The following is a 15,637-nucleotide window of genomic DNA, read 5'->3' as shown; positions in this document are numbered from 1 at the left end:
CGGCACCTTCTCCCCGTTGGGGAGAAGAGACCTGGAGCGGGCCGCTCGCGCCGACCTCCCCTTCTCCCCCACGGGGAGAAGGTGGCCCGAAGGCTTCAGGTGCAACAAGTTGCACCGGGGATGAGGGGGCCACACGGCAGAACCTCAAATCGAGCGCACCCAGACACACACAATTTTGGAGAAACCAATGACAATCGAAGCATCAACGCAGCAGACGCGCGAGCCGCGCATCCGTCTTGGCATGGTCGGCGGTGGCGCCGGCGCTTTCATTGGCGCGGTGCACCGCATCGCTGCCCGTATCGACGATCAGTATGAGCTGATCGCCGGCGCTCTGTCGTCGACGCCGGAAAAGGCAATGGCCTCGGGCGCCGATCTCGGGCTCGATCCGACCCGCACCTATTCCAGCTATCGCGAGATGGCGATCCGCGAGGCGAAGCTGAAGAACGGCATCGAGGCGGTGTCGATCGTCACGCCGAACCACGTGCACTATGACGCCGCCAAGGAGTTTCTCCGCCGCGGCATCCACGTCATCTGCGACAAGCCGCTGACCTCGAATCTAGCCGACGCCAAGAAGCTGAAGAAGGTGGCCGACGAGAGCGGCGCGCTGTTCATCCTCACGCACAATTACACCGGCTATCCGATGGTGCGCCAGGCGCGCGAGATGATCGCCAATGGCGAACTCGGCGACATCCGCCTCGTCCAGGCTGAGTATCCGCAGGACTGGCTGACCGAGGCCGTCGAGCAGCAGGGCGCCAAGCAGGCCGTGTGGCGCACCGACCCGGCGCAGTCGGGTGCGGGCGGTTCCACCGGCGATATCGGCACGCATGCCTATAACCTCGCCACCTTCGTCTCCGGCCTCGAGCTCGACAGCCTTGCCGCCGATCTCGACAGCTTCGTGCCCGGCCGCCGTCTCGATGACAACGCCCATGTGATGCTGCGCTTCAAGGCCAAGGGCTCGGAAAAGCCGGCCAAGGGCATGCTCTGGTGCAGCCAGGTCGCCCCCGGCCACGAGAACGGCCTGAAGGTCCGCGTCTACGGCACCAAGGGTGGTCTGGAATGGGTGCAGGCCGATCCGAACTATCTCTGGTTCACGCCGTTCGGCGAACCGAAGCGCCTGATCACCCGCAACGGCGCCGGCTCCGGAGCCGCCGCTGCCCGCGTCTCGCGCATTCCATCGGGTCACCCGGAGGGTTATCTCGAGGCGTTCGCGACGATCTACACGGAAGCCGCGCATGCCATCAACGCGCATAAGAAGGGCAAGGCGGTCGACAAGGCCGTGGTTTATCCGACGGTCGATGACGGCGTGAAGGGTGTTGCCTTCGTGGATGCCTGCGTGGCGTCGTCGAAGCGGAATGGGGCCTGGGTGAAGGTGTAAGCCGTTTGGGTTTGGCTTGGGTGGAGGGGTTGTACCGTGGGGCACCCCCCTCTGTCCTGCCGGACATCTCCCCCACAAGGGGGGAGATCGACTCGTTGCGATGTTTACGCCAAACAATGAAGGTGGAACGAGCGGCTGCGCCCAGCCAATCTCCCCACTTGTGGGGGAGATGCCCGGCAGGGCAGAGGGGGTATCCCCACTCCAGCGTTTACGAAAATCGCATCAAGCCGCAACCACACCCTGCTTGCGCTTCATCATCGCATCGACGCTGAACGGACCAGCGCCGGCGGCGACGATGTAGAGGAAGACGAAGCAGAAGAGGATGGCGGCGACGCCGCCGTTTTGGGCGGGGAAGAAGCCGCGCGAGGCGTGGCCGATGAAATAGGCGAACGCCATCAGGCCGGAGAGGACGAAGGCAGCGGCGCGGGTCTGAAAGCCAATCAGCACGAGGAAGCCGAGCGTCAGTTCAAGCAGGCCTGCAATCCAGGACATCGACCCTACATCGGGCACGCGCTCGGCAGCAGGGAAATGCAGGATCTTCTGCGTCCCATAGCTGAAGAGAACGAGCGCGGAGACGATGCGCAGCAGGCTGAGCAAAGCCGGCTGCAGGGCGTGGATCGAAGCGAACATGAAAGACCTTTCTTTAGGAATGACTGTTCGAAGCCTTTAGCCACAGTCCCGGCAATGACAATTCACGAGTTTTGACATCGGCGTTATTGGCCGCTTGCCGTTGAGGCGGCAGGGATTGCCGGCGTTTGATGGCTCAGATGTAGAGTGCTGCCATCTTGCGCCAGGCGCTGGCGCGGTGGGCACGGCCATCCCAGACATGCAGCTGGTGGCCGACCTGCTTGTCCGACAAAAGCCGGCTCAGATAATGGTTGTTGTCTAGAAAGGGATCGGCATTGCCGATCGTCATGACGATCTCGACCTCACGCAGCTTGTCCAGCTGCCAGCCGTGATGGAGCCCCGGCAGGAAATGCGTCGGGGTGTGGAAATAGACGGCGTTGTCATAATATCCGTCAAGCAAGTCGCCGAAGGCTTCGACCCTCAGCGTCAGGTCGTAGCGCCCGGAGAATGCAACGAGCTTGCGGAACAGATGCGGGTGGCGGAAGACGAGGCTGGCCGCCTGGAAGGCGCCGAGGCTGCAGCCATGCACGATGGTGCAGTCGTGCCCGTTTTTTGCGGCCATCAGCGGCAGGACTTCGTGGAGAATATAGTCCTCGAAGGCCTGGTGGCGGTGGATGCGAGCGGCCGGGTGGCGGTCGAAGCCGTAGAAGGTCTCCGTGGCGAGACCCTCAATGCAATAGAGCTGCAACTGGCCGGCTTCGAGCTTGTGGGCCAGGCTGGCGACAAGGCCGATCCGTTCGTATTCCCAGAAACGGCCATCGCGCGTCGGAAACATCAAGACCTTGGCGCCGGCATGGCCGAACACCAACAGCTCCATCTCGCGATGCAGGCGCGGGCTAAACCAGCGCAGATATTCCCGGTTCATGAAGCTTCAAAAAACCTCGCAGCTTTTCGCGCAGAGCAAAATTCTGTTCCGTCATTCCAGGATAGTCGAAATGTCCGGCGTCGAGGATGAAGATTTCATTATATTTTGACGGCGGCACCGCGTTGGCCACGGCGAACTGGCAGGGCGGGGCGACGGCCGGATCGAACAGGGCGACGGCCATCAGCATCGGCACCTTGATGCGGGTCGCTGATGTCGCGGCGTCGAAGAGGCGCAGATGATCGAGCACGTCGGGATGGGTCTTCTGGTAGGTCTGCACGGAATCGGCGCTGCCGACCGTCGGTAGCGTGAGCCACTGCTTACGGTCGCCGAAGGTGGGGACGATCAGGTGGCCGCGATCGATGCGATTGTCGAAGGGGATCGCCAGCGCGCCCAGGCCGCCGCCGAAGCTGCCGCCGATATAGCCTATGCAGTTTGCGAGCCATGGATAAAGCGCCTGCAGCGTCGAGACGGCGATCCAGAGATCCTCGACACAGCCGCCGATGACGTAGTCGTCGGGCCGGTCGATATTGTGCAGCACATGGCCGGGAGCCTCCGGCGGGATCGGCGCCTGTGCGCTCCGCGACATGCCGCGGGCGCAGGGGAAGAGGATGGCGGTCTGTTCCACAGGCAGATCGAAATCCGGCGCATCGCGGCCGCCATAGCCGTGGCTGACCACCAGCCCGCGCCGCACCGGCGCATCGCGCGGCAGAAGCAGCCAGCCGCCGATCGTGACGTTATCCGTCGAGGTGTAGGTGATGTCGAGCACCTGCCAGGCGGGGTGGGTGAGGCTGCTTTGCTTCAGCGTCGGCTGCGGGTCGATGGCGAGCGCCCGCTTGTACCGCTTCTGCCAGAAGGCGTCGAAGCCTGGCGGTGCCTCGGGCGGGACGATGGCGCGCAGCGTGTCGAGCGTCATGCCGTAGGTGGGGTCGAAGGGGAAGGGGTGCGTCTTGGGGATGGTCATTGGGGAGTTGTTTCGTGGAAATGGGGGGATTGCAAGGCGGGGTGAGGGGATTTGGGTTCGGGGGAGAATGAGCGCTCCGCATCCGGCCTAAAGGCCTCTCCGCATTCGGGGCCCAAAGACCCCTCCCCACAAGGGGAGGGGCTTGCTGGGCGCACCCTCTTCGCCAGACCGAAACCTCTCAACAGCCGCTGCTGATATGAGGAGCACAGAGCATGCCACCGGTTAGCCCCTCCCCCTTGTGGGGAGGGGTTGGGGAGGGGACTTGTTATGAGAGGGTGGTGAGAGTTTTCACCCCGCCTTGATTTCACCCAACCACCTGCCTAGATTGCAGCCATCCGCAATACCAACAGGACGGTGCACCATGGATTTCAACCCGATCGCAATGCCGCTTTGCCTTGCCATCCGGGAGTTCCATGTCCATGCCTGCATCCATTACCCTTTCCAATCTTTCGTGGTCCACGCCTGACGGGCGGCCGCTTTTTTCCAATCTCGATCTGAGCTTCGGGGCCGAACGCGCTGGGCTGGTCGGCCGCAATGGCGTCGGCAAGACGACGCTTTTGAGGCTGATCACCGGTGAACTCGCGCCGCAATCCGGCAACGTCGCCGTCAGCGGGCGTCTCGGCGTGCTGCGCCAGACGGTGCAGGTCGATGCTGATGCCACGGTCGCCGATCTCTTCGGCGTGCGCGAAGCACTCGATGTCGTCGCGCGCGCAGTGGCCGGCGAGGCGTCGGCCGACGAGGTCGCCTCCGCCGATTGGACGCTTGAGACCCGGCTTGCCGATGCGCTGGAGCGGATGGGTTTCTCGGCGGAATCCGATACGCTGCTCACCTCGCTGTCGGGCGGCCAGCGCACGCGGGTCGGGCTGGCGGCGCTGATCTTCAGCGAACCGGATTTCCTCATCCTCGATGAGCCGACGAACAATCTCGATCGCGATGGACGCGAGGCGGTGATTGCACTGCTTCAAAGCTGGCGGGGCGGCGCGCTTGTGGTCAGCCATGATCGCGCGCTGCTCGAACGGACGGATGCGATCGTCGAGCTGACGACGCTGGGCGCCAGGCGCTATGGCGGCAATTGGAGCGCGTTCCAGGCGCGCAAGGCGGTCGAGCTCGCGGCGGCCGAACATGACCTTGCGGATGCGGAAAAGCGGGTGGTGGATGTCGCCCGCAGCGCGCAACTCTCGGCTGAGCGGCAGGCGCGCAGCGACAAAGTTGGCGCCAAGAAAGCGGCGCGGGGCGACATGCCCCGTATCGTCGCCGGCGGCCTGAAGCGGGCGGCGGAGAACACCAGAGGAGACAAGGTCCGGCTCGGCGAGAAGCGGCGCGAGGAGGCGATGGAGGATGCCAGTGCGGCGCGCGAGCGCATCGAGATCCTGCAGCCCTTTTCCGCGAAGCTGGCGTCGACGCATCTGCCCGCGTCGCGGGTGGTGCTGCGGCTCGATGGTGTGACGGCTGGATACGAGCCGGATCAACCCGTGATCACCGATCTCTCCTTTGCCATGACGGGGCCGGAGCGGGTGGCGGTCGAGGGGCCGAATGGTTCGGGCAAGACGACGCTGCTGTCGCTCGTCACCGGACGCATCGCGCCTTGGGCGGGAACGGTCTCGGTGCCCGTGCGCCTTGCGGTCTTCGACCAGAGCGTCAGCCTGCTCGACCGGTCGCTTTCGATCGCCGAGAATTTCCGCAGGCTCAATCCCGGTGCGAACGAGAATGCCTGCCGCGCGGCACTGGCGCGGTTCATGTTCCGGGCCGATGCGGCGCTGCAAGAGGTTTCGACGCTGAGCGGCGGGCAGCTTTTGCGCGCTGGGCTCGCTTGCGTGCTGGGTGGTGCAGAGCCGCCGCCGCTGCTGGTGCTCGACGAGCCGACCAACCATCTCGACATCGATTCCATCGCCGCCGTCGAGGCGGGGCTCGCCGCCTATGACGGGGCGCTGCTTGTCGTCAGCCACGATGCGGTGTTTCTCGAGCGGATCGGCATCACGCGGCGGCTGTTGCTTCCATCCGGCGAGGATGTGCTCTGAGAGCGCGCGTTCCTATCTGCAACGTTACAGATTTGACATTTCAAACCTATACGTAGAGTAGAGAGCAGCCGGAAGCGCGACGCAGCCGCCGGCCGAGTTTGGAGGATTTCAGTTTGACGATTGATGCAAAAACCATTGATGCGAAGGCCCTGGCCGCCCGCTTCCCCGGCGATTTCACCTTTGGCGTGGCGACGGCCGCCTTCCAGATCGAGGGCGCTTCGAAGGCCGATGGGCGCAAGCCGTCGATCTGGGATGCCTTCTGCAACATGCCGGGCCGGGTCTTCAATCGCGACAATGGCGACGTCGCCTGCGATCACTATAACCGCCTCGACGAGGATCTCGATCTCATCAAGTCGCTCGGCGTCGAGGCCTATCGCTTCTCCATCGCCTGGCCGCGCATCATCCCTGATGGCACCGGGCCGGTGAACGAGAAGGGGCTCGATTTCTATGATCGCCTCGTCGATGGCTGCAAGGCACGGGGTATCAAGACCTTCGCGACGCTCTATCACTGGGACCTGCCGCTCTTGCTTGCCGGCGATGGCGGCTGGACGGCGCGGTCGACGGCCTATGCCTACCAGCGCTACGCCAAGACGGTGATGGCGCGCCTCGGCGATCGTCTGGATAGCGTCGCGACCTTCAACGAGCCCTGGTGCATCGTCTGGCTCAGCCATCTCTACGGCATTCACGCGCCCGGCGAGCGCAACATGCAGGCAGCACTGCACGCCATGCACTACATGAACCTCGCCCATGGCCTCGGCGTCGAGGCGATCCGCTCGGAAGCGCCGAACGTGCCTGTCGGACTGGTACTTAACGCCATGTCGGTCATCCCGGGTTCCGACGGTGCTAGCGACCAGGCCGCCGGCGAGCGGGCGCACCAGTTCCACAACGGCGCCTTCTTCGATCCCGTCTTCAAGGGCGAATATCCGAAGGAGTTCCTGGAGGCGCTCGGCGACCGCATGCCTGTCGTTGAGGAGGGTGATCTAGCTGTTATCAGCCAGAAGCTCGACTGGTGGGGCCTCAACTATTACACGCCGCTGCGCGTCGCCGACGATCCCAAGAAGACCGGCGATTTTCCCTGGACGGTCGAGGCGCCCCGCGTCAGCGACGTCAAGACCGATATCGGCTGGGAGGTTTATGCGCCGGCGCTGAAGCATGTGGTGGAGGATCTCTACCGCCGCTACGACCTGCCGGAATGCTACATCACCGAGAACGGCGCTTGCGACAACACCGGCATCGAAGCGGGCGTGGTCGAGGACAGGATGCGCCTCGATTACTATATTCAGCACCTCGATGTCGTCGCCGACCTCATCAAGGACGGCTATCCGATGCGCGGCTATTTCGCCTGGAGCCTGATGGACAATTTCGAATGGGCGGAGGGTTATCGCATGCGCTTCGGCCTCGTGCATGTCGATTACGACACCCAAGTGCGCACGGTGAAGACGAGCGGCAAGTGGTATTCGGAGCTCGCCGCGCAGTTTCCGAAGGGGAACCACAAGAGCGCCTGATCGCCCTCGGGCGAATTGTCTATGCGGCAGGTAGATTTTTTCCTGCCGCATCGCACAAATAAAAAAACATCCCTGTCCGGTTTCAACCACCGGCGGCATAAGTTGCAGCAACAGGAAAGGCGAAACGTCTTTCTTTCCCGCCCGCAACGAAAGCCGCGTCCATGTCTCGCACCCGTGATTGTCTTCGAATGTGCCGCCCGATTGGCTAATCGGCGCGATAGCGGTTATAGAACCGCCAGTTTTTGAAGACCAACATACGTGAGCATGAAATGACACTCCAACACCAGGCCCAACAAGACGCTGCCCAGGGCGCGTCCGGCGGCCATTCCGGGCGAGAGCCAGAGGGCGCGGCGGGGGCGATCCCGATGGTCGCCTTTCAGGGTGCCGGCAAGCGCTACGGACCATCAGGCGAGGGCGGTTTCACCGCGGTCGAAAAGGTCGATCTCACGGTTGCGCGCGGTGCCATCACCGGCATCATCGGCCGCTCCGGCGCCGGCAAGTCGACGCTGATCCGCATGGTCAACGGACTGGAGACGGCAACCTCCGGCAAAGTGCTCGTCGATGGCGTGGATGTCGGCGCGCTCAGCGAAGAGGGGCTTCGCGGCCTGCGCCGCCAGGTCGGCATGATCTTCCAGCACTTCAACTTGCTTTCCTCGCGCACCGCATTCGATAATGTGGCGCTGCCGCTGGAGATCGCGGGTGTCGACAAGCAGACGATCCGCGCCAAGGTCGGGCCGCTGCTCGATCTCGTCGGTCTCGGCGACAAGGCGGGCAACTATCCCTCGGAGCTGTCGGGCGGCCAGAAGCAGCGCGTCGGCATCGCTCGCGCGCTGGCGACCGATCCGAAGCTGCTGCTTTCCGACGAAGCCACCTCGGCGCTCGATCCGGAGACGACGCAGTCGATCCTGGAACTGCTGAAGCGCATCAATGCTGAACTCGGCCTCACCGTTCTCCTCATCACCCACGAGATGGAGGTGGTGAAGACCATCGCCAGCCACGTGGCGGTGATCGATGCCGGCCAGATCGTCGAGGCCGGCCGCACCTTCGACGTCTACACAAATCCGCAGCACCAGACGACGCGCACGCTGCTTGCCTCGGCGCTGAAGCTGCCGGAATGGCTGCGTTCGGGCATCAAGGCGCAGCCGTCTGCGGGCGACCGGGCGCTGGTGCGGCTGGTGTTCTTCGGCGAGACGGCCTTCAAGCCATTGACCGGGCGGCTGGTCGCGGAGCTCGGCTCCGACGTCAATATTCTCGCCGGCGCGATCGAGGAGATCGGGGGCGAGCCCTTCGGTTCGCTGGTCGTTTCCTATTCCGCCGATCCTGAGGTGATCGCGCGTGCCGATCGTTTCTATTCGGAAACGGGTCTCAAGACGGAGGTGCTCGGTTATGTCGCCTGATATGATCTACAACCTCCTCTCCAAGGCCCTGATGCAGACGCTGCAGATGGTGTTCGTCGCCGGTATCGTCGGCTCGATCATCGGTCTGCCGATCGGCGTGTTCCTGGCCACATCGGGCAAGGGCGAGCTGTTTCCGGCGCCGAAGACCAACCGCGTGCTCGGGCTGATCGTCAACGCCGCGCGTTCGACGCCGTTCATTATTCTCGTCGTCGCCATCGTGCCCCTGACGCGCCTTTTGACGGGAACGTCGATCGGCACTTGGGCGGCGATCGTGCCGCTCACCATCGCCACCATCCCCTTCTTCGCCCGCCTGGTCGAATCCGCCATCCGCGAGATCGACAAGGGGCTGATCGAGGCTGCCCGCGCCATGGGCGCCACGCCGTTCCAGATCGTCTTCAAGGTGCTGTTGCCTGAGGCGCGGCCGAGCATTCTGATGGCGCTGACGATGACCATCGTCAGCTTGATCGGCTACTCGGCCATGGTCGGCGCCGTCGGCGGCGGCGGGCTGGGCGACCTCGGCATCCGCTACGGCTACCAGCGCTTCAATCCAGAGATGATGGTGATGGTCGTCATCGTGCTGATCGTTCTCGTGCAGCTCGTGCAGAGCGCCGGCGACGGGCTTGCCCGCCGCTTCGACAAGCGCAACCGGAAAAACTGATCCTTTAACAACAACCATAATTCAACACAGGAGACACCCATGAAGAAGTTCATCATCGCAGCCGCGCTCGCTGCCTTCGCAGCCGGCTCGGCACTCGCCGAAGACATCAAGGTCGGCGTCACGCCGGGCGAGCACGCGCAGATCATGGAAAAGGTCGCCGAGATCGCCAAGACCAAGGGTCTCAACATCGAGATCGTCGAGTTCTCCGACTACGTCGTGCCGAACCAGGCGCTCAACGATGGCGACATCCAGGCCAACTCGTTCCAGCACCAGCCCTACCTCGACAACCAGATCGCTGATCGCAAGTTCGATCTCGTCAGCATCGGCACGACGATCACCACCCCGATGGGCGTCTATTCCAAGAAGGTGAAGAGCCTCGACGAGCTGAAGGAAGGCGCAACCGTCGCCATCCCGAACGACCCGACCAATGGCGGCCGCGCGCTGCTCGTTCTCGCCTCGAAGGGCCTGATCAAGTTCAAGGACAACCCTGGCGTCAAGGTCACCGTCGCCGACATCATCGAGAACCCGAAGAAGATCGAATTCGCCGAAATCGACGCCGCGCAGCTGCCGCGTTCGCTCGATGACGTCGATGCCGCGGTCATCAACACCAACTACGCCATGGAAGCCGGCCTGCATCCGAAGACCGACGCCATCGCCATCGAGAGCGAAAAGTCGCCTTACGCCAACGTGATCGTTGTTCGCACCGCCGACAAGGACGCACCGTGGGCGAAGACGCTGGTCGAGTCCTACCACGACGAGAGCATCCGCAAGTTCATCAACGAACAGTTCAAGGGCGCCCTGATCGCGTCCTGGTAAGAGCTGGTCTTATCCTTATACGACATGAAGCGGTCCGGCCTTGCCGGGCCGCTTTTTCGTTGGGGCGAATCGTCGGATGCCGTAGACCAGTGGCATGGACGCCAAGCCGCTCTTTCTCTATGCGCTCTGCGGCAGCCAGCGGAAGGTCTCGACCAATCGCCGGCTGCTCACGACCTTGCGCGATCACGCGCCGGACGATGTGACAATCGAGATCTGCGATCTCATCGGCGATCTGCCGATCTTCAATCCCGATCGCGAAGGCGAGCATACGCCTGATATCGTCAAGCGGTTGGGCGCGAAGATGCGCGACGCCGATGGCGTCATCGTCGCCTGCCCGGAATATGCGCACGGGCTGCCGGGCGGGCTGAAGAATGCGCTGGACTGGCTGGTCTCGCGCGACGAGGTGCCATTCAAGCCTGTGATGATCGCGCATGCATCGCATCGCGGCGACTTCGCGCTGTCTCAGTTGACCGAGGTCTTGAAGACTATGTCGTTCGATATCGTCGAGGAGGCGCATCTGCGGATCGGGCTGCTCGGGAAGGACGATGCAACGCAGGCGGCGGTTCTCGATGCGGCAGTGCGTGACGGCGTTATTTTGAACGCGCTTGCAAAATTCTGCGGCCATATTCGTAAGTGAGTGCTTTATAAGGATATTTGAATAGAATTATCCGTTTGAAATGAAATGATTTTTATCGCTCTTGCGTTCGTGCCATCGATGCAAAAATGCTTAATCGTTCAATCGCGTTTTAACCGTTTTTTGAAGGCTTCCCGTCAGTATTTGCCGACAGGGAGAATGAATGCCGTCGATCTTCAGCAAACGAAGCGCGATTATCGGAGCTGGTCGCCACACAACCGTGGCCGGCGTTCTGTTTTCGTTTGCCGTCGTCGTCGCTGTGGTGACGATGATGGTGCTGAATGCGCTCGATCACGTGGCGCAGAAATCCAACGTGCTCGATGACGAGCGCTCGCGCGAAACCGTTTCCGGCGCGCTGCAGAATTTCGTGGCCCAACTCGGCGCCACCCTCAACGACTATGCCGCATGGGACGACGCCGCGACCAATGTCTACGCCACCGATGGCATGGACTGGACGGTGTCGAATTATGGCGAAATGTCCGTCAACAGCGCGCTGTTCGACATGGCTGTTGTGATTGACGACGACAAGACGCCGATCCTGGTCTATCGCGACGGCAAGCCGATGGCGGGCAGCTTGCAGGAGTTCTTTTCGCCGGCGCTCTGGGCGCTGTTCGACAAGGTGAAGGCCGCCGGCCCGAAGGACCTGCCCGAGGCGTCCGGCTTCATCAGCACGAAGTCGGGTATCGCCGTCGGCGGCGTGGCACTGGTGCGCGAAAAGTCCGGTGCGCTCGCAGCCGCTCCCGGCAAGCATCGCTATCTCATCTTCATCCGCCATCTCGACGCCGCCAAGATCGACGATATCGGCAAGACCTATGTCATCGGCGGACTGCAGCTCGTTGGCGCCGATCAGGCCGCTGCCTATTCCGTGCCTATCGTGGATGCGCTTGGCGCATCGCTCGGCAAGCTGATCTGGACGTCGCGCGCGCCTGGTGATGTCGGCTATGCAGACGTGCGCAGCCAGGTGGTGCAGGCGATCTGCCTTGTCGGCCTGTTCTTCGTCGTGCTCCTGATCATCGGCTGGCTGGCCGGGCGCAGGCTGAAGAGCGAGGAGATCATCGCGCGCGAGGATGCGCTGCGCGACCGGCTGAGCGGACTTCTGAACCGCGACGGCCTGCGCGTCTCTGTCGATGCGATGGTGACGCTTGCCAGGCAGTCCCAGGATAATGTCCAGCTTCTCTATCTCGACCTCGATGGTTTCAAGGAAGTCAACGATTCCTACGGCCACGGCACTGGCGACCAGCTGATCCGGGCGGTTGCGGCCGGGCTAAAGGTGCTGATCCCCGATGGCGCCGTGCTTGCCCGCATCGGCGGCGACGAGTTCGCCATCGTCTTTGTCTCGCAGCAGGGGGATGCGGCGGCATTGCAGCTCTCCGAGCATATTCTGGACTTCCTGGCCGAGCCGCTGGAAATCGGCCGCCGCGTGGTCGTCATCGGCGCCAGCATCGGCATCGCGGTTTCGCCCGCGGGCAGTGTCGATCGCGAAGAACTGGTGCGGCGCGCCGATCTGGCCATGTACAAGGCCAAGGAAGCCGGCCGCGCCCGCATGACGCTCTACGATCCCGCGATGGATGCCGATCGCGAGGAGCGCAACGCGCTGGAGCTCGATCTGCGCCAGGCGATCGAAGGCGGCGACCTGACGCTTGCCTACCAGCCGTTGATCGGCGCCGACAGCAACGAGATGGTCGGCGTGGAAGCACTTGTGCGCTGGAACCGACCGGGCCATGGGCCGGTGTCGCCTGATGTGTTCATCCCGGTTGCCGAGACCAGCGGTCTCATCGAGGCGCTCGGCCTGTTCGTGCTGCGCAAGGCCTGCGAGACGGCCAAGCAATGGCCGGAGCTCAGGATCGCGGTCAACGTTTCGCCCGGCCAGTTCCGCAACCCGGCCTTCACCGATTATGTGCGCTACGTGCTGCGCCAGACGGAGATCGAGGCCAAGCGGGTGACGCTCGAGGTGACCGAGGGTTACATGATCCAGAACCCGAAGCGGACGCGGCAGGCGATCGAGCAGTTGAAGACGCTTGGCGTGAAGATCGCGCTCGACGATTTCGGTTCGGGCTTCTCGTCGATCGGTTATCTCCGCCAGTTCGGCTTCGACCGCATCAAGATCGACCGTTCGCTGATCATGGATATCGAGCACAGCGAGAGCCAGCGCGAGATGCTGAAGGCGACCGTGGCGCTTGCGAGCTCGCTCGATATTCCCGTCACGGCCGAGGGCATCGAGACGCCGGAGCAGGCCGATATCGCTTCGCAGTTCGGTTGCGATACGTTGCAGGGCTTCTTCTTCAGCAGGCCTGTCGCCGCCGAGGACATCACCGAGCGGCTGATGGAAGCACGCGCGCGCAAGACCAGCGGACGGCGCGTCAGCGCCGCCTGATCAAGCCACTATACCGCCCCTTGGACGATTTCAGGTGCCGATGTGCTTCTGGCCGCGCTTCTTGGCCAGCGCGATCTGCAGCTGGCGCTGACGGTAGCGCAGCCGGTCTTCCTCGGTGCGGCTGTCGTAGCAATGGCTGCAGGACACGCCTTCCTCGTATTTCTCCGAGGTGATCTCTTCCGCGGTGATCGGATTGCGGCAGGCGTGGCAGAGCTTGTGGTCGCCCTCCTTCAACCCGTGCTCGACCGAAACGCGCTCGTCGAAGACGAAGCAGGCGCCTTCCCACAGGCTCTCTTCCTGCGGCACTTCCTCGAGGTATTTCAGGATGCCGCCCTTGAGGTGGTAAACCTCGTCGAAGCCCTGCTCCTTCATGAAGGCGGTGGCCTTCTCGCAGCGGATGCCGCCGGTGCAGTACATGGCGATCTTCGGCTTGTTGTGCAGGCCGGTGTTGTTCTTCACCCAGTCCGGAAACTCGCGGAAGGTCTTGGTGTTCGGGTCGACGGCGCCCTTGAAGATGCCGATCGCCGTTTCGTAATCGTTGCGGGTGTCGATGACGATCGTATCGGGATCGGAGATCAGCGCGTTCCAATCCTGCGGCGCGACATAGGTGCCGACAATCTTGTTGGGGTCGATGTTTTCGACGCCCATCGTCACGATCTCTTTCTTCAGCTTCACCTTCATGCGCACGAAGGGCATTTTCGACGCGCGGCTTTCCTTGTGCTCCAGGCGGGCGAACTCCGGCATGGCGCGCAGATGGGCGAGCACCGTCGCGATCCCCGCATCCGGCCCGGCGATCGTGCCGTTGATGCCTTCATGGGCGAGCAGCAGCGTGCCCTTGACCCCATTATCCTCGCACAGCTGTTGCAGCGGCGCGCGCAGGCTTTCGAAGTGCGGCACGGAAACGAAATGATAAAGGGCCGCGACGAGGAAAGGGCTCGTCGCCTGTTGGGTCGATGTGTCGGTCATGCGGCTGGAAATACAGCTTTCGGCGTCTAAGCGCAATCGCCTGCAGATGCGGCTAATGTTCAGCCGCCGAAGGCGATCCAGAGCATCTCGATGCGCATCGCCTCGTCATCCGCATCCGGGCCGAAGATGGTCTCGGCGCGATCCAGCGCATCGTGGCGACCCTGCTGCTGGTGGAAGATGATGGCGTAGAGCAGGTGCGCGAGGTCGTCGGCATTCTCGAAATGGTGATGCTCGGTCTCGACCAGCTCGCACAGCAGCTCAAGATCGTTGATGCGCCCGAGCAGGTCGACCAGCGTGCTCGCCGCGTCGTATTTCGCGTTCATGGCGGTCGGCCAGAGCGGATTGAGCAGCTTGTGATAGGCGCGGTAATCCTGCGTGCGCTTGCGCAGCGTGTGAAAGGCCTCGGCCGAGACATGCCCCTCGCAGGCGGCGAGCGCCTTGCGCGCCTTGCGGACTGTCGTGTCCCACCCATGCGCCAGAAGCCGCCCATGCCGGCGGTGGCCGCCCTTGAGGTTGACGTCTTGAATGGCCGCGATCGCCCGTTTCAGCGCCAAGATGGTGTCCGAGACGACCTTTTCGGGATCGCGCCTGGCGGCGATCAGCCGGTCGCGCCGTGCGGTGAGCGCCACGACGATGCGGCCGAGCGCCTCGGCCTCGTCGCTGTCGCGGGCGCGTTCGTGCAGATAGGTGGCCGTCTCGACGAGCGCCGCCGCATCCCGCAGCGAGGACAGCGAGCGGGCGATGCCGCGCAGCCTGATGTTCTCGCGGGCGGAAAATTTCGGCACGGCGCTGGCGACCAGGCGGTAGAGCGAGCGCACCCGCTTCAGCCGCTTGCGCGCTTCATGGATCGCGTGGTCGGTGCCTTGAGGCCGCGTTTCGAGCACATCGATCGCATGGCGCAGCTGGCGTCGCGCGAGCTTGTGGAACTGTGATTTGAAGGACCGGTCAGGCCGTATGCTGAAGGGCATGCCGGTCGTGCTCAAATTCGGTTGCCAATGCCTGATTTGAGTATCTGAAATCGCCGGTGACCTCGCGGCCGAGCCAGGCGGGAAGCGCCGGCCGTTCGGCTTCCGACCCCATCTCGACCTCGGCGATGACGAGGCCGCGATGCTGGCCGGCGAAAACGTCGACCTCCCAGACGTAGCCCTCATAGGGCACGCGGTAGCGGGTCTTTTCGATGACGATGCCGATCGCCGCATCGAGCAGCTCTTCGGCATCGGTAACCGGGATTTCGTATTCGAATTCGTCGCGGGTCATCTTGCTGCGGCCGATCTTGGTGGTCAGTCGCGCGCTCTTCCTGTCGATGATGCGCACACGTACCGAGCGATCGTCCATAGACGCGATATAGCCCTGTCTGAGGACAGATTTCGTTTCCGCGCCGGAGCGCCAGCCATCGCTGCGTACCAGGAACTTCCGCTCGATCTCTTTTGCCATGACCGAT

14 protein-coding genes are annotated in these 15,637 nt (G+C 63.2%); 8 read left to right on the top strand and 6 right to left on the bottom strand.

Going from position 1 to position 15,637, the window contains the following annotated elements:
• Positions 1–187 precede the first annotated feature (187 nt).
• Entirely contained in the window at positions 188–1,375 is a 1,188-nt protein-coding gene (locus ACODTZ_RS30205; RefSeq protein WP_047509694.1) for a Gfo/Idh/MocA family protein, read from the top strand.
• A gap of 222 nt (positions 1,376–1,597) precedes the next feature.
• On the opposite strand, the gene ACODTZ_RS30200 is transcribed toward ACODTZ_RS30205, so the two are convergent.
• The 3 genes from ACODTZ_RS30200 to ACODTZ_RS30190 all read right to left on the bottom strand — a co-directional run bounded on the left by ACODTZ_RS30200 (position 1,598) and on the right by ACODTZ_RS30190 (position 3,828).
• Positions 1,598–2,005: a DoxX family protein gene (locus ACODTZ_RS30200; protein ID WP_112981752.1), complete on the bottom strand. Its 408-nt coding sequence runs from the start codon at positions 2,003–2,005 to the stop codon at positions 1,598–1,600.
• Positions 2,006–2,138: 133 nt separating this feature from the next.
• The gene (locus tag ACODTZ_RS30195) at positions 2,139–2,867 is read right to left on the bottom strand and encodes an esterase family protein (RefSeq protein ID WP_489030268.1); all 729 of its coding nucleotides are present in this window, start codon (positions 2,865–2,867) and stop codon (positions 2,139–2,141) included.
• Entirely contained in the window at positions 2,839–3,828 is a 990-nt protein-coding gene (locus ACODTZ_RS30190; RefSeq protein ID WP_489030266.1) for an acetylxylan esterase, read from the bottom strand. Before ACODTZ_RS30190 ends, ACODTZ_RS30195 begins: the two co-directional genes overlap by 29 nt.
• A 419-nt stretch (positions 3,829–4,247) precedes the next feature.
• On the opposite strand from ACODTZ_RS30190, the gene ACODTZ_RS30185 reads away from it, so the two are divergent.
• The 7 genes from ACODTZ_RS30185 (at position 4,248) to ACODTZ_RS30155 (ending at position 13,230) form a co-directional block, all read left to right on the top strand.
• Positions 4,248–5,846, top strand: coding sequence for an ABC-F family ATP-binding cassette domain-containing protein (locus ACODTZ_RS30185; RefSeq protein WP_489030264.1), 1,599 nt, complete (start codon positions 4,248–4,250; stop codon positions 5,844–5,846).
• Between the two features lie 113 nt (positions 5,847–5,959).
• On the top strand, positions 5,960–7,351 hold the full coding sequence (locus ACODTZ_RS30180) for a GH1 family beta-glucosidase (protein ID WP_489030263.1): 1,392 nt from the start codon (positions 5,960–5,962) through the stop codon (positions 7,349–7,351).
• Positions 7,352–7,716: 365 nt separating this feature from the next.
• Complete coding sequence (locus ACODTZ_RS30175; protein WP_489030370.1) at positions 7,717–8,748, top strand: methionine ABC transporter ATP-binding protein; 1,032 nt, start codon at positions 7,717–7,719, stop codon at positions 8,746–8,748.
• Positions 8,738–9,406: a methionine ABC transporter permease gene (locus tag ACODTZ_RS30170; protein WP_209235614.1), complete on the top strand. Its 669-nt coding sequence runs from the start codon at positions 8,738–8,740 to the stop codon at positions 9,404–9,406. Before ACODTZ_RS30175 ends, ACODTZ_RS30170 begins: the two co-directional genes overlap by 11 nt.
• A gap of 39 nt (positions 9,407–9,445) precedes the next feature.
• Positions 9,446–10,222, top strand: coding sequence for a MetQ/NlpA family ABC transporter substrate-binding protein (locus tag ACODTZ_RS30165; protein ID WP_489030260.1), 777 nt, complete (start codon positions 9,446–9,448; stop codon positions 10,220–10,222).
• Positions 10,223–10,316: 94 nt separating this feature from the next.
• Positions 10,317–10,859, top strand: coding sequence for an NADPH-dependent FMN reductase (locus ACODTZ_RS30160; RefSeq protein ID WP_489030258.1), 543 nt, complete (start codon positions 10,317–10,319; stop codon positions 10,857–10,859).
• A gap of 160 nt (positions 10,860–11,019) precedes the next feature.
• Positions 11,020–13,230 carry a bifunctional diguanylate cyclase/phosphodiesterase gene (locus ACODTZ_RS30155; protein ID WP_489030256.1) on the top strand — a complete coding sequence of 737 codons (2,211 nt, stop codon included), beginning with the start codon at positions 11,020–11,022 and terminating at the stop codon, positions 13,228–13,230.
• 30 nt (positions 13,231–13,260) lie between these two features.
• On the opposite strand, the gene trhO is transcribed toward ACODTZ_RS30155, so the two are convergent.
• The 3 genes from trhO to ACODTZ_RS30140 are packed head-to-tail and all read right to left on the bottom strand — an operon-like array spanning position 13,261 to position 15,630.
• Complete coding sequence (gene trhO / locus ACODTZ_RS30150) at positions 13,261–14,196, bottom strand: oxygen-dependent tRNA uridine(34) hydroxylase TrhO (protein WP_489030255.1); 936 nt, start codon at positions 14,194–14,196, stop codon at positions 13,261–13,263.
• A gap of 59 nt (positions 14,197–14,255) precedes the next feature.
• Positions 14,256–15,164, bottom strand: coding sequence for a CHAD domain-containing protein (locus tag ACODTZ_RS30145; protein ID WP_489030253.1), 909 nt, complete (start codon positions 15,162–15,164; stop codon positions 14,256–14,258).
• Entirely contained in the window at positions 15,142–15,630 is a 489-nt protein-coding gene (locus ACODTZ_RS30140) for a CYTH domain-containing protein (protein WP_113197908.1), read from the bottom strand. The genes ACODTZ_RS30145 and ACODTZ_RS30140 overlap by 23 nt, the downstream gene beginning before the upstream one ends.
• Between the last annotated feature and the right edge of the window lie 7 nt (positions 15,631–15,637).

This window comes from Rhizobium sp. FG113, from assembly GCF_057809895.1.
The sequence above is the reverse complement of the archived record's forward strand: the minus strand, read 5'-3'. Positions and strand labels throughout refer to the sequence as shown.